The sequence below is a fragment of the Pedococcus sp. KACC 23699 genome (assembly GCF_045348425.1).
GTDB lineage: Bacteria > Actinomycetota > Actinomycetes > Actinomycetales > Dermatophilaceae > Pedococcus.
Window position 1 is genome coordinate 2,589,713 of the sequence record NZ_CP157483.1, and the last position, 20,690, is coordinate 2,610,402.

The 20,690-nt window shown below is 69.5% G+C and carries 13 protein-coding genes; 9 read left to right on the forward strand and 4 right to left on the reverse strand.

The window, feature by feature from the left end; genetic code table 11:
- Window positions 1–184 precede the first annotated feature (184 nt).
- Window positions 185–3,091 (reverse strand): arylsulfatase, encoded by a 2,907-nt coding sequence (locus ABEG17_RS12245; protein WP_406829754.1) that lies wholly within the window; start codon window positions 3,089–3,091, stop codon window positions 185–187.
- A gap of 194 nt (window positions 3,092–3,285) precedes the next feature.
- On the opposite strand from ABEG17_RS12245, the gene ABEG17_RS12250 reads away from it, so the two are divergent.
- Both ABEG17_RS12250 and ABEG17_RS12255 read left to right on the forward strand, forming a co-directional pair.
- Entirely contained in the window at window positions 3,286–5,067 is a 1,782-nt protein-coding gene (locus ABEG17_RS12250) for a SulP family inorganic anion transporter (RefSeq protein ID WP_406829755.1), read from the forward strand.
- A 169-nt stretch (window positions 5,068–5,236) separates the two neighbouring features.
- On the forward strand, window positions 5,237–6,652 hold the full coding sequence (locus ABEG17_RS12255; RefSeq protein ID WP_406829756.1) for a DUF2252 domain-containing protein: 1,416 nt from the start codon (window positions 5,237–5,239) through the stop codon (window positions 6,650–6,652).
- Between the two features lie 84 nt (window positions 6,653–6,736).
- On the opposite strand, the gene ABEG17_RS12260 is transcribed toward ABEG17_RS12255, so the two are convergent.
- Window positions 6,737–7,510, reverse strand: coding sequence for an ANTAR domain-containing protein (locus ABEG17_RS12260; RefSeq protein ID WP_406829757.1), 774 nt, complete (start codon window positions 7,508–7,510; stop codon window positions 6,737–6,739).
- Between the two features lie 202 nt (window positions 7,511–7,712).
- Between ABEG17_RS12260 and ABEG17_RS12265 the strand changes: the two genes are divergently transcribed.
- Window positions 7,713–9,809: a GAF domain-containing sensor histidine kinase gene (locus ABEG17_RS12265; RefSeq protein ID WP_406829758.1), complete on the forward strand. Its 2,097-nt coding sequence runs from the start codon at window positions 7,713–7,715 to the stop codon at window positions 9,807–9,809.
- Window positions 9,810–10,105: 296 nt separating this feature from the next.
- Window positions 10,106–10,879 (forward strand): GAF and ANTAR domain-containing protein, encoded by a 774-nt coding sequence (locus ABEG17_RS12270; protein WP_406829759.1) that lies wholly within the window; start codon window positions 10,106–10,108, stop codon window positions 10,877–10,879.
- A gap of 9 nt (window positions 10,880–10,888) precedes the next feature.
- On the opposite strand, the gene ABEG17_RS12275 is transcribed toward ABEG17_RS12270, so the two are convergent.
- Window positions 10,889–12,283, reverse strand: a complete 1,395-nt coding sequence (locus ABEG17_RS12275; protein WP_406829760.1) for a cyclic 2,3-diphosphoglycerate synthase — start codon at window positions 12,281–12,283, stop codon at window positions 10,889–10,891.
- Between the two features lie 166 nt (window positions 12,284–12,449).
- Here ABEG17_RS12275 and rocD point away from each other — a divergent pair, with 166 nt between their 5' ends.
- The 5 genes from rocD (at window position 12,450) to ABEG17_RS12300 (ending at window position 17,960) form a co-directional block, all read left to right on the forward strand.
- Window positions 12,450–13,718 carry an ornithine--oxo-acid transaminase gene (gene rocD, locus ABEG17_RS12280; RefSeq protein WP_406829761.1) on the forward strand — a complete coding sequence of 423 codons (1,269 nt, stop codon included), beginning with the start codon at window positions 12,450–12,452 and terminating at the stop codon, window positions 13,716–13,718.
- Between the two features lie 149 nt (window positions 13,719–13,867).
- Complete coding sequence (locus tag ABEG17_RS12285; protein ID WP_406829762.1) at window positions 13,868–14,611, forward strand: DUF4386 domain-containing protein; 744 nt, start codon at window positions 13,868–13,870, stop codon at window positions 14,609–14,611.
- A gap of 40 nt (window positions 14,612–14,651) precedes the next feature.
- Window positions 14,652–15,632 (forward strand): ABC transporter ATP-binding protein, encoded by a 981-nt coding sequence (locus ABEG17_RS12290; RefSeq protein WP_406829763.1) that lies wholly within the window; start codon window positions 14,652–14,654, stop codon window positions 15,630–15,632.
- Window position 15,633: 1 nt separating this feature from the next.
- Window positions 15,634–16,803: an ABC transporter permease gene (locus tag ABEG17_RS12295; protein WP_406829764.1), complete on the forward strand. Its 1,170-nt coding sequence runs from the start codon at window positions 15,634–15,636 to the stop codon at window positions 16,801–16,803.
- Window positions 16,800–17,960 carry an ABC transporter permease gene (locus ABEG17_RS12300; protein ID WP_406829765.1) on the forward strand — a complete coding sequence of 387 codons (1,161 nt, stop codon included), beginning with the start codon at window positions 16,800–16,802 and terminating at the stop codon, window positions 17,958–17,960. Before ABEG17_RS12295 ends, ABEG17_RS12300 begins: the two co-directional genes overlap by 4 nt.
- 36 nt (window positions 17,961–17,996) lie before the next feature.
- On the opposite strand, the gene mgtA is transcribed toward ABEG17_RS12300, so the two are convergent.
- Window positions 17,997–20,675 carry a magnesium-translocating P-type ATPase gene (mgtA, locus tag ABEG17_RS12305; RefSeq protein ID WP_406829766.1) on the reverse strand — a complete coding sequence of 893 codons (2,679 nt, stop codon included), beginning with the start codon at window positions 20,673–20,675 and terminating at the stop codon, window positions 17,997–17,999.
- Window positions 20,676–20,690 lie beyond the last annotated feature (15 nt).

Here is a 20,690-nt window from a genome sequence, read left to right on the forward strand (position 1 = left end):
CCCCTCTCCTCGACGACACCCCCCACACGCTGCCGCGCGGACTCACGACCGGGCCTCGCCCGGGACGGGTGATCCTTGGATGCTCATCGGACTCCGCCCACGACCCCGCCACCGACGACCCCGCGGTCGGAACTGGTCGGGGCAGTCGCCGCCACCGCCGTCAGTCGTCCTACCCGTCCGCTCCCTACCCGGCCGCTCCCTGGCCGGGCGCGTGCTTCATGGCGTGATCGTGAAGCGCTGTCTCGTCCTCGTGTGCCATCGGCTGCAGGTCGAAGACGACCTGCTTGAGGATGCCGGTGAAGGCGTAGGGTGCCTGGTCCTCGTAGTCGAGGTCGACCACGAGGCCGTTGTCGCGGCCGATGTCCATGCCGGCGTAGCTGGTGAACGCCAGGGGGACCGTCTTGGGCATCCGTCCCTCACCGACCTGCTGGTCACCGATGAAGAGGGTGACGTTGCCGCCGCTGCCCGGCGTGGGCTCGTCGGACTCGAACAGCATCCTGACCTTCACCTCCCCGACCGGCAACGGCCTGTCGGCGACCTGCTTGTAGGTCTCGACCCCGAGCAGTGAGTAGGTGTGGTGCAGCAGGCCGTCGTGGTCGACCCAGAGGCCGTAGCCGCCGATGAAGTCGGCGTTGGCCACGAGCACGCCCTCGGCGCCACCCTCGGGGACGACCAGGTCGGCCTCGAGGGAGTACGACCGGCCGAAGATGCGCGGGCACATGCCGCGCTGGACGTTCTGGACGCCTCCGGCGAAGCGGAACCGCGTGATGGTCGGCAGCGGGGGCAGGTCGCCGTACATGACCGAGAGGCCGGCCCACAGCGGGAGCACCTGGTTGCGTTCGGCCTCGACCCACCACAGCTCCTGGAGCTCTTTGACCTTCTCGGGGTGGTCGGCGGCGACGTCCTTGGCCTGGGAGAAGTCCGTCGTCAGGTCGTACAGCTCCCACGGTGCGTCGCGGTCGGGGTCCCAGTCGCCTGCGGGGCCGTACTGCTGGACGTGCGGCGCGGAGAAGTCCCAAGGGATGCGGTCCGGCCTGGAGGCCGCCCACCAGCCGTCCTGGTACATCGCCCGGCTCCCGAACATCTCGAAGTACTGCGACGTGTGTGCCTCGGGGGCATCCGCTGTCTCGAACGTGGCGGCGAAGCTGGTGCCGTCCATCGGCACCTGCTCGATCCCGTCGACGAGGGTCGGCTCGGGGATGCCAACCGCCTCGAGGATGGTCGGACCAAGGTCGATGCAGTGCGTGAACTGGGTACGCGGCCCCGCCTCGGGGGTGATCCGCCGCGGCCACGCCACCGCCATCGGGTCGCGGGTGCCGCCCAGGTGGCTGGCCATCTGCTTGCCCCACCGGAACGGCGTGTTCATCGCGTGGGCCCAGGCCGCGGCCACGTGCGGGGCCGTGTGGATCCCGCCCATCGCGTCGATCCCGCCGTACTGCTCGATCAGCTCCATCTGCTGGTCGGCGTCCAGCACGATCCCGTTGAGGAAGGTCATCTCGTTGAACGACCCCGTAATGGTGCCCTCCATGCTCGCTCCGTTGTCGCCCCAGATGTAGAAGACCAGGGTGTTGTCCAGGTCGCCCAGATCCCGGATCGAGTCCAGCAGCCTGCCGACGTTCCAGTCAGCGTTCTCCTGGAAGCCTGCGTAGACCTCCATCTGCCGCGCGTAGAGCCTCCGCTCCGCCTGCGAGAGGGAGTCCCAGGCCGGGAACAGGTCCGGCCGCGCCGTCAGCTCGGTGTCCGGCGGCACGATCCCGAGGTCCTTCTGCCTCTGCAGCGTCTGCTCGCGCAGCACGTCCCAGCCTTCGTCGAACCTGCCCTTGTAGTGGTCGGCCCACTCCTTGGCGACATGGTGAGGAGCGTGCGCGCAGCCGGTCGAGTAGTACATCATCCACGGCCTTGACCCGTCCTGCGCCCGGACCGCGTGGAGCCAGTCCACCGCTCTGTCGGTCAGGTCGTCCGGGAAGTAGTACTGCTCCCCGTCCTTGCCCTCCGGCACGCCGATCACCGTGTCGTCCATCGTGATGATCGGGTCGTACTGGCCCGCAGCCCCGGACAAGAAGCCCCACCAGTGGTCGAAGCCCCACGCCTTGGGCCAGTTGCTGAACGGACCGGCCGCACCCTGGACGTTGTCCGGGGTCAGGTGCCACTTGCCGAACCCGCCCGTCACGTAGCCGTTCTCCTGCAACACCCGAGGGAATGGCGTGCAGCTCCGCGGCCGCTTCGCCGAATAGCCCGGGAACGGACCCGGGTACTCCGCGATCGACCCGAACCCCACCCGATGCTGGTTGCGACCAGTCAACAGAGCCGCCCGCGTCGGCGAGCAGACCGCGGTCACGTGGAAGCGGTTGTAGGTCAGGCCCATGTCCTGCACCCGGGTGAAGGTCGGCGACGAGACCGGGCCGCCGAAGCTGTCGATCGACCCGAAGCCCGCGTCGTCGATCAGAACCACCAGCACGTTCGGTGCGTCCTCGGGGGCCTGGACGCCGGCGATGAACGACCAGTCGGAGGCCGACTCGCGCAAGGTGTGACCCGCTGTGCCACCGAAGACCCGGTCTGGGATCGGGAGCTTCGTGCGATCTGGGGCGAACTTCCCCATGGCATCCGCGAGGGCGTCCTTGAGGTCGGTCAGAGTGGCCTCGTCCATGGCCACGACGGACTTGGCCGGCGAGTGCGACAGCGCTTGCTCCACCCCGAGCCGCTGGTCCGGGGGAAACACGCCCAGGACCACCCCGGTGCCTGGCTTGAGGTTCTCGCCGATCTTCTCCCGCAGCTCGGCGGTCAGCTTGTGGCCGGTGAACTTCCCGACCACGCCACCAACGGCCGCACCCACTGCCACTGCGCCCAGCATCGGCGGGGCGAACAGGCCGACCAGGACACCACCGACCCCTCCCCAGCCGGCGCCGCGTCGGCCAAGGTGGTCGCCGGTGTCGTAGAGCATGACCTTGCCGGCGTCGTCCTTGGCGATCAGCACCATCCCGCGGGTAGAAAGCGTCTTGTCCTCGACCTGCGTGCGCAGGGTGTCGAAGTCCTCCTGCGCACTGCCGAGGTCCTGGTACGCCGCCACCACCAGCTCGAGGTCCGCGTTCATGAGATGTCTCCTTCACCTAGACCGAGCACGTCCTTGCAGACTGTGGCCATCCGAGGTGGGCAGTCAGGGCCGAAGGTCACGCATGCGAAGCTGCTCGAAGCACCCCCGGGTCGCGCCGTGTCCGGCGTGGCGATCATCTCCAGCAAGGTCCTTAGCCCCTACTCCCTCCCCAGGACGGCTGCGACCGTCATGGGATGGCGACTTCGGAACACACCTCGAGAACGCCGGTCAACCAGTCGCCACCGACGCGCGGCGCGGTCATCACGCTCCTTCAGGGCATCCGTCCCTACGACCGTTCGCTGCTGCGTCGCGACCTCGTGGCGGGCATCACCCTGGCCGCGCTCGCGATCCCCGAGGTCATGGGCTACACGAAGATCGCGGGGACGCCCGTCATCACCGGGCTCTACACGATCCTGTTCCCCGCGCTCGTTTTCGCACTGCTCGGATCCTCACGGCACCTCGTCGTCGGAGGCGACTCGGCGACTGCCGCGATCTTGTATGCCGGGATAGCGGGACTCGGTGTGGCTGGGCTGCAACCGAACACGCCGCAGTGGGTCGCTTTCGCGGGCCTGGCTGCGTTGATCACCGGCGCGCTGCTCGTCCTCGCGCGGATCGCCCGGCTCGGGTTTCTCGCCGACTTCATCTCGCGAACGGTCCTGGTCGGGTTCTTGACCGGGGTCGGGATCCAAGTGGCTCTCGGACAGTTCGCGGGCATGCTCGGCGTCGGGTCGCCCAAGGTAGATGTGCAGCACGTGAGCGGCACGGTCATGAAGTTCTGGGACACCCTGAAGGAGATTCCGCAGGCTTCGCTGGCGACCGTTGCGGTGTCGCTTAGCGTGATCGCGACCCTGATCGTGTTCGAACGGTGGATCAAGGCGATTCCCGGCGGGCTCGTCGCCGTGGTCGGCGCCATCGTCGTGAGCGGGGCCGCCGACCTGCAGTCGCACGGAGTGTCGACACTCGGTCCGGTCCCGAGCGGTCTGCCGTCGATCGGCCTGCCCTCAGGCGTCGGGTGGAACGACGTCGCACCCCTGTTGTCCACCAGCGTGTCCCTGTTCCTGGTCATCCTTGCTCAGAGCGCTGCCACCTCCCGGGCGTACGCGGTCAAGTACGGCGACGTGTTCGTCGAGAACAACGACCTGGTCGGTCTCGGCGCGGCGAACATCGCGGCGGGCCTCAGTGGGACATTCGTGGTCAACGGCAGCCCCACCAAGACCGAGATGGCCGACGAAGCGAAGAGCAGGTCCCAGGTCGCGATGCTGTCGATGGCCGTGACGGTCGGCATCGTGCTGCTGTTCCTCACCAAGCCGTTGCAGTACATGCCCAACGCCGTCCTCAGCGCAGTGGTGTTCGTGATCGGCGTCAAGCTCGTCGACATCACCCACATGCGCGAGATCTATCGCCTGCGTCGCGACGAGTTCTGGATCGCTGCCCTGACCGCCGCCATCGTGGTCGGCATCGGGGTCGAGCAGGGGATCATCCTCGCGATCGTGCTTTCGCTCCTCGATCATGTCCGACGTCACTACCAGCCGCATGACAGCGTGGTCACGCTCGACGACCACGGCGCGACGGTGGAGAGCCCACTCTCATCCGGCGCTGACGCCGAGCCCGGCCTGGTCATCTATCGGTTCGGAGCGGGCCTGTTCTACGCCAACGCCTCGCGCCTGACCGAAGAGGCGGTTGCCCTGGTTGACCGTGACCCCACGCCGCGGTGGTTCGTCCTGCTGGCCGACGCCATCGATGACGTCGACTTCACCGGAGGCAACACGCTCGTGGAACTTGCCGGAGTGCTCGAGCGACGCGGCGTGGTCTTCGCCATCGCCGAAGCCAACCGCGAGGTGCGTCCCGAGATGGATCGGTTCGGGGTGACCGAGGCGATCGGCGCCGATCGCCTCTACCCGACCCTTGAAGACGCGGTGACGGCCTACCGCGCCGGCACGCGGAGTGGTTCCAGCAGCCAGGATGCAGAGCGGTGACCGCCGTGGGCCCCGCACCCGGACGTGCCGAGCGCGGTCGAGAACGCCCGGCGGACGTGTGCGCGCCGGGGACCTTCGCCTCTATCTGCCCAACCACGCCGATCGCGATCGTGCGGAACACAGGGTCAGCCGCTCCGATCGAGCGGGTGTGATCATGAAGGAGAGCTCAATGACCACCCGGCACGTGCAACATCTCACGATCGAGGAGCGACGACGCCACGGCAAGGAGGCCGCCAACCGGACACCGGCTGCAGCGCATCGACGATGGGTGCCTGCCACCGGTCGACCCGACCCCGTCGCCCTCCTCGAGGAGCAGGACCGCACCCGGGAGCAAGACCTGGTGCCGGTCCGGCACGGCCGGATGATGGTGTCACCGTTCACGTTCTACCGCGGAGCGGCCAAGGTCATGGCGGCCGACCTCGCCGCCACTCCGACAGCGGGACTGATGGTCCAGATGTGCGGTGACGCGCACCTGTCGAACTTCGGCGGATACGCCTCACCGGAGCGCCACCTGGTCTTCGACCTCAACGACTTCGACGAGACCCTTCCTGGTCCGTTCGAGTACGACGTCAAGAGACTCGCCGCCAGCTTCACCATCGCCGCTCAGAACAACGGATTCGCCAGACACGACGTCAAGGCCGTGACCCTGACCTCGGTCGCCGGCTATCGAACCGCCATGCAGCAGTTCGCCCAGATGGGGACGATGGAGCTGTGGTACGCCCATCTCTCCGAGGAGGAGGTGCGTGCAGGTGCCATCGCCACCCTCAAAGGAAAGCGCGCCTCGAAAGAGCTGCGGCGCGGCGAGAAGAACATCGACAAGGCACACACCCGTGACAGCCTCCAGGCGCTCTCCAAGCTGGCCGAGCACGTCGACGCGCGGTACCGGATCGTCAGCCAGCCGCCGGTCGTCATTCCTGCTCGCGACTTCGGACCAGGTCACGCCATGTCGATGGAGGAGGTGCAGGAGCTGATCGACGACCAGTTCCACGCCTACCGGGAGACCCTCCAGCACGACCGCCGCCACCTGCTGGAGCGGTTCCACGTTGAGGACGCCGCCCGCAAGGTCGTCGGTGTCGGCAGCGTGGGCACGCGTGCCTTCATCGTCCTGCTCCAGGGGCGGGACGAGCAGGACCCGCTGTTCCTCCAGGTCAAGGAGGCCACCCGGTCGGTGTTCGAAGATCACCTCCCGAAGAGCCGCTTCCGGCAGCACGGCCAGCGCGTGGTGCAGGGGCAACGCATGATGCAGGCCTCCAGCGACATCTTCCTCGGCTGGACGCGTGGACTGGACACCAGCCGGCACTTCTACTGGCGTCAGCTGAGGGACATGAAGGGCTCCGCGCTCGTCGACGAGATGTCGCCGACGATGATGGGCTACTACGCCAAGTTGTGCGGCTGGACGCTCGCCCGTGCGCACGCCCGATCTGGGGACGCGGTCGCCATCGGGGAGTACCTGGGTGAATCCGAGGAGTTCGATCGTGCGATCACGAACTTCGCCAAGCGATACGCGCGGCAGAACGAGCGTGACCACCACGCCCTCGTCCAAGCAGTCGGCTCGGGTCGGCTCCACGCAGAAACAGGCGTCTGACGAACTCCGCGACCGGCGGACGTCGCCTGGCGACGGTCGTTCCAGCGCCACGCGTCATCCAGCGCGCGGCCTGTCATGTGGCGCCTAGGGCGTCGCGTCGGCCTGGCGCTGGGATTCCTCGCCCGTGAACACGACCTGGTCGGCTACGTCCTTCAGCCGGACGTTGAGGTTCTGGGACGCCGCGGACAGGCGGTGGAACGCCTCCTGGTCGGTGATGCGGTGGCGCTCCATGAGGATGCCCATCGCCTGACCGATGATGTCCCTGCTCCTGAGGGCGAGCTGGAGGGTCTCCTCGGTCTGTGCGGCATTGAGTGCGACGGACGCCATCGCCGCGAAAAGCGCTGCGGTGGAAAGGGACTCGTCGTCGAAGGCCGACGGTTTGCTCGACATGAGGTTCAGCGCTCCGATCGTCCGGTCACGCGCGAACAGCCGCACCCCGAGCATGCTCGTGACCCCGGTCTCGGCGTGGGCGCGCCGGGCGAAATCCGGCCAGCGCGTCTCTGTGGCCAGGTCGTCGGACCGGAAGATCCGGTCGACGTCGATCGCATCCAGACAGGGACCCTGGCCGACCTCGAACTGCACGGCATCGACCCGGAGCGCCACGGCGTCGCTGGCTGCCGGGGTGCTGATCTTGCGTCGGCGGACGAAGGAGATCCCGGCGTGTTCGCAGCCTGGGACCGTGGCGACGGCGAGGTCGACGATCAGCTGCAACGTATCGTGGGCGGACCCGGTGTCCAGGGCCCGCGCGATCGCCGCCAACCGGGTGCTCAGGTCTTCGTTCTCACCGTCCTCCATGCCTGCCAGTCTAGGTCCGGGTCCGGTTCCGGGTCCGGCCTTTCTGAACGCGGAGATCAGCATTCCCTTCCCGCCTCGTCGTGGGATGGGTACTGTGTTGGTGTTGGTCTGGATAGAGGCCGTGGCGGCTGTCAGGGCGGTTGCCGAGTCGTCTCGGGTGCTTGGGGGCCCCATGCCAGATCACCTCGCCCACCAACCCAAAACCCAGCCCCTTCTTCGCGTTGACACCGCTCGTCCTGACGTAGGGCTGACCACCGACGAGTCGGTGGAGATCGCTCTGCTGGATCGTGACGGAGTCATCGTCGAGGTCAACGAGGCTTGGCTGCGGTTTGCCCGCGAAAGCGGGGGAGACCCGACCCGGACCGGTGTCGGCGCCTCCTACCTGGCCGCCTGCGACTCCGCATCGGGTGACCATGACGCCGACCAGGTCGCAGGAGCGATCCGGGCCGCGGCTCGCGGGGGGCTGCCCGCGCCCCTCGTGCTGCGGGTCGCCTGCGACGCGCCCGATCAGCAGAGACTCTTCGACCTGCAGGTGTCCCCACGCATCAGTTGCGACGGCGGCTGCATCGGCGCGGCAGTCGCCCTCTCCCAGGTGGTGGTCGAGGGGGAGACCTCGGTCGAGCCCGCACCCGAGCCGCGCCCTACCCGGCGCTCACCGGCGGACGACCAAGGGATGCCGGAGCTGGACTTCCCGGATGTACCGCGTATGGACCTGGAGCGGGCCATCGACCAGCTGACCGGCCACGCGCAGGCGGTGCTCCACGCGCAGGGACGGTTGCGGGAGCTGTTGCGTGCCAACTCCACCGTCGCCGGTGACCTCAGCCTGCCTGTGGTGCTGCGTCGGAGCGTGTCGGCGGCACGAGACCTCATCGGTGCCCGTCACGCCGCGCTGGTCCTGGTGGGTCGCGACGGAGCGTCCGGCGACGTCATCCATGACGGGATGGACCCCGAGCTCGTGCACTGGATCAGTAGCCTGCCCGGTGGCGGACGGGTCGACGTCGCTGGCCGGCCCACCCGGTTGACGGACCCGGAGGACGTGCGCGCCCAGTCGCCACCGGGACCACTGCCTGGCGAGGACGCTCTCCTCATGGTCCCGGTCCGGGAGCGCAGCGCCGTCTTCGGCCGTCTCTACCTGGTCGAGAGCACGCGCGGTGGTTTCACCACCGAGGACCAGCAGCTGGTCACCGCCTTCGCCTTCGCGGCGGGAACTGCCATCGAGAATGCCCGGCTCTTCCAGCAGGCGGAGATGAACCGCCGGTGGCTGGCGGCCTCCACGGAGATCACCCAGAAGTTGTTCGCTGCGGCCACCGAGCGGCCTCTCGATCCGGTGCTCCGTCTGGCGGCCCAGGGTGCGGAGGCGGACCTGGCCAACCTGGCGCTGGAGGCTCCCGAAGGCAGCACGAGCGCCTGGACCGTCCACGCCGCGACCGGGCTGCTGGCGGATGCCGTGGTGGGCCAACCGATCGGGGCCGCGTCGGCCGTCCAACAGGTCATCGAGTCCGGCAAGCCCCTGCTCCTCGACGACTACATGAGTCATGTGGGTGACGACGGTGTCTACGGAGTCTCGGACGCCGGGGTCGCCATCGGGTCGGTGGTGTGCGCCCCGCTGCTGGCCGGCGAACACGTCGTGGGGGTCCTCAGTGTCGGTCGGCTGGCGGGGAGGGGGTCGTTCACCGAGGCCGACATGGACCAGCTCGGGGTGTTCGCCGGTCACGCCGGGTTGGCCCTGGATCTCGGCAGGGCTCGCGTCGCACGCGAGAGCCTCGACCGGATGCAGGACCACGACCGGATCGCTGCAGACCTGCACGAGCACGTGATCAGCGAGCTCTTCGCCGTCGGCATGGGGATGCAAGGACTGGTCTCCCTGCTCCCCAGGCGCGAGCAGCAGCTCCGTGTCCTGGGCTACGTCGACGCCATCGACAGTACGATTCGGCGCATCCGGAGCACCGTGTTCCAGCTCCAGGACGTCCGTCACCCCGCGAGCTCTGGCCTTCGTGCGACCCTGCTCGCATCGCTGCAGGACCACATCCCTGCACTCGGCTTCTGCCCCACTGTCGAGTTCACGGGCAGGACCGAGTCCATCCGCAACGGCCTTGCCGAGGACGTCAGCGCCGTGGTGCGGGAGTCGCTGGTGCACATGGCTGCCCACGCCCACGCCACCCGTGCACAGATCCATGTGGATGCCCACGAGGTGGTCACCGTCGAAGTCACTGACGACGGCTCCCACGCCGCCGCGGCAGTCCCTTCCGACGCCCTGACCGACCTGCGACACCGTGCCGAGGTGCGCGACGGGAGGCTGGACATCTCCAGCTCGCCCGACGGCGGTACCTGCCTGCGCTGGACTGCTCGCGTGACCACATGAGGTGGCGCGGTGGCTGCTCGTGCGGCCCAACCCCCCAACCACCCGACCGCCTCGTCCCTTCCGGCCATCGGATGGCCCTGTGCTACGTTTCGCACAGGGTGTGGATAGACGCCCGGGTCTGGCGACTGGATTCGCCGCACCGCTCCCACGCTGAGACCTGGCTGACAGCTCCTCGATGTGACCGCCGACGCCGCTGAGCCGGCCCGGTGCCTCGGCGATCGTCCGTCCCAGTCTCAGCAGTGCGCTTCGCGCGCACACTATCCGCAGCCCGTTGAGCGGGCCGAGACTGGAATCCCGTGGTCGACCCCACCGATGCCCCACGTCCGGGCGAGTCCCTGGACCTCGCGGCGGTCTACGCCGAGCTGCAGAATCTGCTCCTCGACAGCCCAGCCGTCGCCGATTTCCTCGATCAGCTCGCGTCGCTGTCGGTGGGCCTGGTGTCGGGGAGCTCGTGCGGTATCACGATGCGCCGCGACCGCCAGGTCGTCACCGCTGCCCACAGCGACGACTTCGCCATGCTGCTCGACAACGTCCAGTACAGCTCCGGTCAGGGTCCGTGCCTGCAGGCACTGCACACCGGGCGCCGCGTCGACGTCCCCGACCTGGCCGCAGACGGGCGCTGGCCCAAGTACCGCGACAGTGCGCTCGCGAACGGTGTCGGCAGCTCCGTCTCCCTGCCGCTGCGCGTGAATGGTGACACCGTCGGGGCACTCAATCTCTACAACAAGCGGCCGCACACGTTCACCGACAGCGACATCGCGATCCTGGAGTCCTACGCGCAGCAGGCCGCCATCGCCCTGGCGCTGTTGCTGCGCCAGGCCCACCACGAGGTGGTCCAACGAGAGATGCTCGAGGGCGTCGCCACGCGCGCGCTCATCGACCAGGCCATCGGCATCCTCATGGCTCAGCGAAAGGTCACAGCCAGCGAGGCGTTGGCAGTCCTGCGCGAGCAGTCCCAGAACAGCAACCGCAAGGTGAGCTCGCTGGCCACCGAGCTCATCAGGACGACGACCGGCCACGAGCCCGAGCCGCCCCGACCCTTCACCCTGTCCGGGCCCAGTACTCGTTGATGGCGCTGGTCATTCCGACAGCGGACGCGCAGGCACCGTTCCCGTCCGTTCGTGTCCTGCCCGGACCAGCATCTCCTCCAGCGCTGCCGCGAGGCCGCCGGGCACCTGCTCGCGCAGCTCGTAGCGAGCGCGCACGAGGGGCACCGGCACCGTCAGCACCCGGGTCAGGTCGATGGGCGTGCCGCTCACCACGGCGTCGCAGGCGCCTGCCTCGACGGCGGCCCTGATGGTCGCCTCCAGGTCGCGGACCTGCGCAGTCCCGTAGCCCATGGCCGGCAGGATGCCGCGTGAGTTCGGGTACTTGGCGTAGGTGTCCGCCAGCGACCCCACGGCGTACGGCGACGGGTCGACGATGTCGGTCGCCCCGGCCGCGCGGGCGCCGACCACACCCGCGCCATACGTCATGGAGCCGTGGGTGAGGGTGGGGCCGTCCTCCACGACGAGCACCCGCCGCCCGTGGACCGCGGTAGCGTCGTCGACCGTCACCGGGCTGTCCGCGCGCAGCACGGCGGCGTGGGGGTTGAGTGAGCGCACCGACGCCTCGACGGCCTCGATGTCCTCCGCGCGTGCGGAGTCGCACTTCGCGATGACGACGACGTCAGCCATGCGGACGTTCGCCTCACCGGGGTGGTATGCCGCCTCGTCGCCCGGGCGCAGGGGGTCGGCGAGGACGAGGTGAAGGTCCGGCACGTAGAAGGGCAGGTCGTTGTTGCCGCCGTCCCAGAGGACGACGTCCGCCTCCTGCTCGGCAGACCGCAGGATGCGCTCGTAGTCGACACCCGCATAGACCACGCCGCCGGCCTCGATGTGCGGTTCGTACTCCTCACGCTCCTCGATGGTGCACTCGTGTCGGTCGAGGTCGGCATACGAGGCGAACCGCTGGCACGCCTGGGCGGCCAGGTCACCGTAGGGCATCGGGTGCCGCACCGCCACGACCCGCAGACCCTGCTCGCGCAGCAGCCGCGCGAGGTAGCGGGTCGTCTGGCTCTTGCCCACGCCGGTCCGTACGGCCGTGACGGCGACGACCGGCTTCGTGCTGCGCACCATGGTGCGGCGGGCTCCGTGGAGCCGGAAGTCCGCACCGGCGGCGATGCACTGGGAGGCCAGGTGCATGACCCGCTCGTGCCGCACGTCGGAGTAGGCGAAGACCACCACGTCGACGCGCCCCTGCTCCAGCAGGTCGGCCAGGCCGGACTCAGCAACGATCGGGATGCCTTGCGGATAAAGGTCGCCCGCAAGCTCGACGGGGTAGAGGCGACCTTCGATGTCGGGGATCTGGGTTGCCGTGAAGGCGACGACCTCGTGTCTCGGGTCTCCCCGGAAGACCGTGTTGAAGTCGTGGAAGTCGCGTCCCGCCGCCCCCAGGATGACGACTCGGGTGCGCGGGTTCGCTGTGCTCGTCATGGCCACCCCTCAGGCTGTCGCCATCGTGACCGGCGCACCCACTGCAGGTGGCCTGGGACACGGGCCCGCCACCCCCAGCCTCCCACCGTCGACGCGCTGGCGGCAGACCCACGGCGATTCCCTTCAGGGGGTGCCCTGCCGGCGCGTGCGGTGGGACGATCGACGGGTGAGCGACACAGCTGCACATCCCGGGGCCGGCGCCATCGGTGACGCGGTCCACCGCGTCACCGACCACAGCCTCACGCGCGACCACATCTCCCTGGCCCAGGACTGGGTGGCCAGCAACTACAGCCCCCTTCCGGTCGTGATCGCGCACGCGGAAGGTGCCTGGGTCACCGATGTCGAGGGACGTCGCTACCTCGATGCGCTGGCGGGGTACTCGGCCCTCAACTTCGGCCACCTGCACCCCACGCTCGTCGCCGCGGCGAGGTCCCAGCTCGAGCGGCTCACCCTGACCAGCCGCGCCTTCCACAGCGACCGGCTCGGACCCTTCTGCCGCGACCTCGCCGTGCTCGCGGGCAAGGACCTCGTCCTCCCGATGAACACCGGTGCGGAGGCCGTGGAGACGGCGATCAAGACCGCCCGCCGGTGGGGCTACGAGGTCAAGGGTGTCCCGGACGGGCGTGCGCGCATCATCGTCCTGGCCGGCAACTTCCACGGCCGCACCACGACGATCATCAGCTTCTCCGACGACCCCCTGGCCCGAGAGCACTACGGGCCCTACACGCCGGGCTTCGACCTCGTGCCGTTCGGGGACATCGACGCCCTGGAGGCGGCGGTGACCGACGAGACCGTGGCCGTGCTGCTCGAGCCGATCCAGGGCGAAGCCGGCGTCATCGTCCCCCCGCAGGGGTGGCTGCGCGACGTGCGCGAGCTGACCCGGCGTCGGAACGTGCTCATGGTCGCGGACGAGATCCAGTCGGGACTGGGGCGCACCGGCACGACCTTCGCCTGCGACCTCGAGGGCGTCGTGCCCGACATCTACGTGCTCGGCAAGGCCCTCGGTGGCGGCATCGTCCCGGTCTCGGCGGTCGTCGCGGACCGCGGCGTCCTCGGAGTGTTCACTCCCGGCAGCCACGGCTCGACCTTCGGTGGCAACCCGTTGGCTGCGGCCGTCGGTCAGGCTGTGGTGGGTCTGCTCGTCACTGGCGAGTACCAGCAGCGGGCACGCAGCATGGGGGTGCTCCTGGAGTCCGGCCTGCGCGAGCTGCTGGGTCACGGGGTCGATGCGGTCCGGTGCAGGGGCCTGTGGGCAGGGGTCGACATCGACCCGCAGCTGATGACCGGACGCGAAGCCTCGCAGCGGCTGCTCGAGCGCGGCGTGCTGGTCAAGGACACCCATGGTTCGACCATTCGCCTGGCCCCGCCGCTGGTGGTCGAGGAGGCCGAGGTCGAGATCCTTCTGGCCGCCCTCGGCGACCTGCTTCGGGCCTGAGGTCCGCTGCCGCATCCGCATCTGTCGCAGCACTCTTCGGCCGACCGCAGCCATCCAGCAGGACCTTGTCCTCTGACATCCACGTGCCGGCTGACCGACCGTGGGGCTGTGCAGGATTCTTCGACTCTCGGCTGAGGAGATGAACCGTCGTGGCGACCGTCATCCGCAGCAACCCGGACGCCGCCCTCGGACCGGACCGTGCTGGTAACCCGAGGACGAATGCCGTGGTCGCAGGCGTGCTGCTCGTCGTGGCCACGACGGCAAGCCTGCTCAGCGGGCCGTTCCTCGCTCCGGTGACCGGCTCCGCATACCTCACCGACGCTGCCGCTCACCAGGCCCAGGTCGCCACGGGGGTGCTGCTCGGCCTCATCGCTGCGCTCGCGGCACCGGGGATCGCCATCGCGCTGTACCCGGTGCTGCGCGGGTTCGGTCCCGGCCTGGCTCTGGGCGCTGTCGGCCTGCGAGTCATCGAGGGGACGTTCTACGCCATGGGCACGGTGGTCCTGTGGTCCCTGCTGACTCTGAGCCGGGACTTCGTCGACGCCGGTGCGCCTCGTGACCCGCACTACGCGACCATCGGCGACACGATGCTGGCGCAGTACCACGGGTTGGCGGACGTCGGACTGTTGATGGCGTTCAGCCTCGGTGGGCTGGCCTACTACCTGGTCTTCTACCGCAGCAGGCTGATCCCGACCTGGCTGTCCGTCTGGGGGATCATCGGTGTCGGCTTGCTGATGGTCGCCGCGGTGCTGATCATCTACGGCGCCATCACCCCCTTGTCGCCCGGTCAGGTGGCCCTCGCCGCGCCCATCGGGCTGCAGGAGATGGTGCTGGCCGCGTGGCTGATCGTGAAGGGCTTCGACCAGCGGGTGCTCGAGGCATGGCGACCATGAGCACAGGCGCCAGTGGGTGCGTGTCGGGGGAGACGGGGACGTGAGTGTTGCCGCCCCAGGCATCGCAGCCTCGGCGAGGACGCGGACGCCTGTCCTCACCTGTCGGCACCTGACCCGTCGCTTCGGGGACCGCGTCGCCGTCGACGACGTCAGCCTCGAGGTCCGGCCGTCGGAGACCTATGGTCTCCTCGGCCCGAACGGGGCCGGCAAGACCACGACGATCAGGATGGTCTGCGGGTTGCTCGGCAGGGATGGCGGTGACGTCGTCGTCGCCGGGCGCGCCATCGGTGGGCGGACCCACGACGGACGCGCGTCGATCGGCTACGTGCCGCAGGACATCGCCCTCTACCCGGACCTCACGGCGCGGGAGAACCTCGGCTTCTTCGGGCGTCTCTACGGACTGGCCGGGAGGGCTCTCGACACCCGGGTCGATGCGGTGCTCGAGATCGTCGACCTCCGCGACCGCGCCGAGGACCGGGTCGACTCCTTCTCCGGAGGTATGCAGCGGCGCCTCAACATCGGTGCCGGCCTCGTCCACGAGCCCCTCCTGCTGATCCTCGACGAGCCCACGGTCGGTGTGGATCCGCAGAGCCGGCACGCGATCCTCGAGTCGGTCCGGAACCTCGGGCGGTCGGGGACCGCGGTCCTCTACACGACCCACTACATGGAAGAGGCCGAGCGGCTCTGTGACCGGGTCGGCATCATCGACCACGGCCGGATGGTCGCCGAAGGGACCCATCGCGAGCTCGTGGACCTCGTCAGTGAGCGCGACCGGGTCGAGCTGGAGGTGACCGGTGACGTCGACGGGTTCGTGCTGGCCTGCCGTGCGCTGCCCGACGTCGAGAGCGCATCGGCACGTGGCGGCCTCGTGCACGTGCTGACCGGTCAGGGACGGCGGGTGCTGCCGAGGCTGTTCGAGCTCGCTGAGGCGAGCCAGGCGGTGGTCAAGAGCGTCCGCGTCGTCGAACCGGATCTCGAGGCCGTGTTCCTGCACCTGACCGGCTCAGCCCTGCGGGAGTGAGATGCGCACCGCCCTGCTCATCGCGCACAAGGACCTGCGCCAGAGGATGCGGGACCGTTCCGCCCTCGTCCTCGGGTTCGTCGCCCCGCTGGTGATCGCCGCCCTCATGAGCTTCGCCTTCCAGGGCACGGACTCCTTCCACACCACCCTCGACCTCGTGGACCAGGACCACGGCGAGGTGTCAGCCGCCTTCGTCCAGATGCTGCACGACCCACAGGTGAGCAAGGTCCTCACGGTGCGCGCCGTGTCGAGCATCGCGCGCGCCAGGAGCGACGTGGACGCAGGCACGGCCGGTGCGGCCATCGTCGTGCCCTCCACCTTCACGGCGGCGGCCCATGGTGGTCGTCCCACGCCGGTGACGGTCCTCGCGAGCGTCGACCACGCCATCGACGCCCAGCTGGCCGAGGCCCTGACGCACTCGTTCACGGCCCAGCTCGACGCCGACAGGCTGAGTGTGGCGACCGCCCTGGCTGCTGGGGCACCGGCGCGCTCGGCGCCTGCCCTGGCGTCCGCCTCCGCCGAGCTTCGGCTCCCCGTCTCCACCGTGCACGCGTTGTCCGGCCGCCGGGCGGTCACGGCGATCGGCTACTACGGACCCGCCATGGGCATCTTCTTCATGTTCTTCTCCATCGGGTTCGGGGCCCGCGGTTTCTTCATGGAGCGGCGCGGCGGGACGCTAGACCGCATCATGGCCGCACCGGTACCGGCGTGGTCCCTTCTGGCAGGGAAGTCGCTGGCCACCTTCGCGTACGGCGTGGCCAGCCTGACCACCATGTACGTCGTCACCACCGTCGCCTTCCACGCCTACTGGGGTCCCCCGTGGGCGGTGGCCGCGATCGTCACCTGCCTGGCCATCACGCTGGTCGCGTTGACCGCCGCGGTGACGACGCTGTCGCGGACCGAGCGCCAGGCCGACGGGCTCGCGTCGATCGTGACCTTCGGCCTGGTGCTGCTGGGCGGCAACTTCATCGTCCTCGCGAGCGCTCCGGCGGCCGTGCGAACCCTGGCCCTGCTCACGCCGAACGGCTGGGCCCTGCGCGCCTTCACCGACCTGTCCACGGGCGCGTCCGCCGGGGAGGCGACCGCCGGTCCGGTGCTTGCCATCCTCTGTTTCGCCCTGGTCGTCGGTGTCCTTGCCGCCGTCGGCTCGCGACGGGCCGTCCGACGATGACCGCGCTGGCGATCACGACCGTGTCCCTGCGGCGGATGGTGCGGGACCGCACCTCGATGTTCTTCGTCGTGCTGCTCCCGGTCCTGGTCATCCTGGTCATCGGGGTCACGGTCGGGGGACGGAGCGGCGTGCGCGTCGCCGTGGTCGACCTCGACCGGAGTGCGGTGGCGTCCGGACTCGTGCACGACCTCGACACCTCGAGGGGCATCACGCTCGTGCACCTGCCCGACATCGACGCCGCCCGGACAGCAGTACGTCGCGGCCAACAGGACGTGGCCGTCGTGGTTCCCGCTCACTACGGTGCCCGTCTCCTCGCAGGTCTGCCGGCCACCCTCACGACCATCGACACCTCTGCTGCGGGGAACCGGCAGGCTGCCGACACCGCTGTCGGTGCCGTGGTCGGCCACCATGCTGCGCAGTTCCAGGCCGCCGCCTTCGCGACCGCCCACTCGGGGCGCGACGTCGGCTCCGCCCTGGCTCTGGCCCGCCGGCTCCAGACCGGTGTGCCGACGGTCGCCGTCCGGACGGACGTCGTCAACGGAGCCAGCGACATCCTGCCCGCGGGCTTCGGCTACAGCGCCCCCACGATGCTGGTGCTGTTCGTGTTCGTGAACGCGTTGGCCGGTGGCGCGGCAATGATCCAGACTCGGGGGCTGAAGCTCTACGACCGCATCATGGCGGCACCGGTGCGGCCGCTCGACGTCGTCCTCGGTGAGGGATGCGCCTACCTGCTGCTCGCACTGCTGCAGTCAGCCCTGATCGTCGGGGTGGGGGTCGGTTTCTTCGGTGTCAGCTGGGGCAATCCCTGGGCTGCCGGCGCGCTGGTCGCGGTCTGGGCTCTGGTGGGGATGGGCGCGGGCATGCTCAGCGGCACGCTCTTCCGCACACCCGAGCAGGCCAGCGCGATCGGGCCGGCCCTGGGGATCGGTCTGGGCATGCTCGGTGGGTGCATGTGGCCGCTGGCCATCGTCTCGCCGGCGATGCGCACCATCGGCCACGTCGCGCCCCAGGCCTGGGCGGTCGACGCCTGGACCATCGTGATCTCTCGCGGGGGCGACGTGGCCAGCATCGCGCTCGAGCTCGGCGTGCTCGCTGCGTTCGCGATCGTGCTGGTGGGGCTGGCGAGCTTCCGTTTCCACCGCTCGCTCACCGGCTGACGACCCCGACCATCCTCGAGCTCGCCGGGACGCGCGTCAGGATGGCGGCTTCGGGTCGCTTCCTCGGAGCGGGACGGCGGGTCGCACCCGCTCGCTCGTGGTGAACCTGCGCCCTCGACGATGCAGCCGGCGCGCATGCGGGTGAGGCGGTACGGGGCGCACCGCGGGTTGCGAGACCGCGAGCCGGTAGAACCAGGTCTTGGCGACCTCGACCACCACGAGGTACGTCACGATCATCCCCACCAGGGCCAGGAAGAAGTCCGTGGGAAGGGGCTCGAACCCGAGAGCGGGGGCGAGCCCGGTCGCAGGCAGTGCGGCACCGGTGAGGACGACGCCCACGGCAGCCACGACCAGCGCAGCGCTCGGTGTGCTCCGCAGGAACGGTACCCTCCGGGTGCGAATCGAGAAGACGATGAGGGTCTGGGTGGCCAGGGACTCCACGAACCACCCGGAGCGAAACTGCGCCGGTCCCGAGTGGAAGACCTGCAGCATCACCCAGAAGGTGGCGAAGTCGAAGATCGAGCTGAGCGGTCCGAACACCACCATGAATCGCCGGATGAACGAGATGTCCCAGTGGGATGGTCGACGCAGCTGTTCCTCGTCGACACCGTCGGTGGGGATCGCCAGCTGGCTCGTGTCGTAGAGGAGGTTGTTGAGCAGGATCTGCGACGGCAGCATCGGCAGGAACGACAGGAACAGCGAGGCGCCGGCGGCGGAGAACATGTTGCCGAAGTTGCTCGACGTCCCCATGAGCACGTACTTGATCGTGTTGGCGAAGATCCGCCGCCCCTCCACGACCCCGTCGGCCAGGACGTCGAGGTCCTTCTCCAGCAGGATGACGTCGGCGGCGTCCTTGGCGACATCGGTACCCGACTCCACCGAGATCCCTACGTCGGCGGCGTGCAGGGCGAGGGCGTCGTTGACGCCGTCACCAAGGAAGGCGACGCCACCGGCCTGCGTGCGTTGGGCCCGGACGATCCGTGCCTTCTGCTCGGGACTGACCCGGGCGAACACCGCTGTGCTGCCCAGCCGAGCGGCCAGCGCCCGGTCGTCGAGGTCGTCCAGCTCGGCCCCGTCGACCACACCCGTGTCCTCCATCCCGACCAGGCCGAGGTCGCTGGCGACCTTGGCCGCGACGACGGCGTTGTCGCCGGTCACGATCTTGACCACCACGCCCAGCGCCCTCAGCCTGGCCAACGAGGTCTGCGCCCCCAGCTTCGGCGGGTCGAGGAAGACCAGGAGGCCGCTGAGCCGCAGGGGCCCGGGGGCGGCCTCGTCGGGTGGTGGTGGTGCTCCCACCGGGACCGGTCGGGTGCCCACAGCGACGACCCTGTTGCCGGCGGCGAACTCCGCCTCCAGTGCCCTCGTGCAGGCAGCGGGCACATCGGTGCAGCGGCGCAGCACCGCTTCGGGGGCGCCCTTGACGACCTCCACCTGGTGACCCTCGAGATCCCGGACCACGACCGAGGTGAGCCTGGACTCGTGGTTGAACGGCGCCGTGAGGATCCGCGTCCAGCGGCCCAGCCACTGCTGGCAGCCGCCCACGGCGGGGGCCGACCACAGTGCTGCGTCGAGGGGGTTCCCGGCCGCCGTGCCGGCGCCCTCGAGGTCGGTGCAGAGGAGCCCCCACTGGAGCACGTCGAGGGCCCGGCCCGCGTCCGCCGGTATGGCGCGTGCGAACGTGATCCTGCCGTCGGTGAGGGTGCCCGTCTTGTCGGTGAAGAGCACGTCGACGTCACCGAGGTCCTCGATGCACACCAGTCTCTTGACGAGAACCCGCTGCTGGCGCATCCGGCGTGACCCGGCAGCGAGGCTCGTGGACACGACGGCCGGCAGCAGCTGCGGGGTGATGCCCACCGCGATGGCCAGGGAGAACAGCAGGGAGTCCAGCAGTGACCTCTGCAGGGCGATGTTGATGACGAAGATCGAGGTGGTCAGGACGCCGGCCACGTAGACCAGCAGCAGCGAGAACTGGCGCAGGCCGCGCTGGAACCCGGTCTCCAGCTCCCGGGCGCTCAGGCCGGCGGCGATCCTCCCGAACTCCGTCGACATGCCGGTGGCCACGGCGATGCCGGTGCCCTGCCCTGCGTGGACGATGGTGCCCATGAGGGCCACCCCTCGAAGCTCGCCCAGGGGCGTCCCGCGGGGCACCGGGTCGGTGTCCTTCTCGACGGGGACCGACTCACCGGTGAGGATGGACTCGTCGCACTCGAGGCCCTCGACACGGGACAGACGAAGGTCGCAGGGGACCACGTCCCCGACGCCCAGGTCGACGAGGTCCCCGGGCACCAGGTCCAGGACGTCCACCTGCTGGCGCCGGCCGTCGCGCCGGACCAGGGACCGGTGGTGGATCTGGTCGTGCAGGGCGGCGGCCGCGCGTTCGGCGCGGTACTCGTTGACGAACCCGAGGCATACCGACGCCCCCAGGATCGTCCCGATGATGACGGCGTCGGAGCGCTCCCCGACGGAGAAGGACACGGCCGCGGCCACGGCGAGGAGCCCGAGCAAGGGGGAGCGGAGCTGACGTCCCAGCACGGCCAGGGCGTTGACCCGGTGGGTGGCGATGGCGTTCGGCCCCCAGGTCTGACGCCTGCCCGCAGCATCGACGGAGGAGAGGCCGTGGTCGACGGACACACCCTGGGCCGCCGCCACGTCCTTGACCGACTGCGAACCGGCAGCGACGGCGATCGAGCTCGAGGGGGTCGCGACAGCCACCGCTGTCGACCGGTC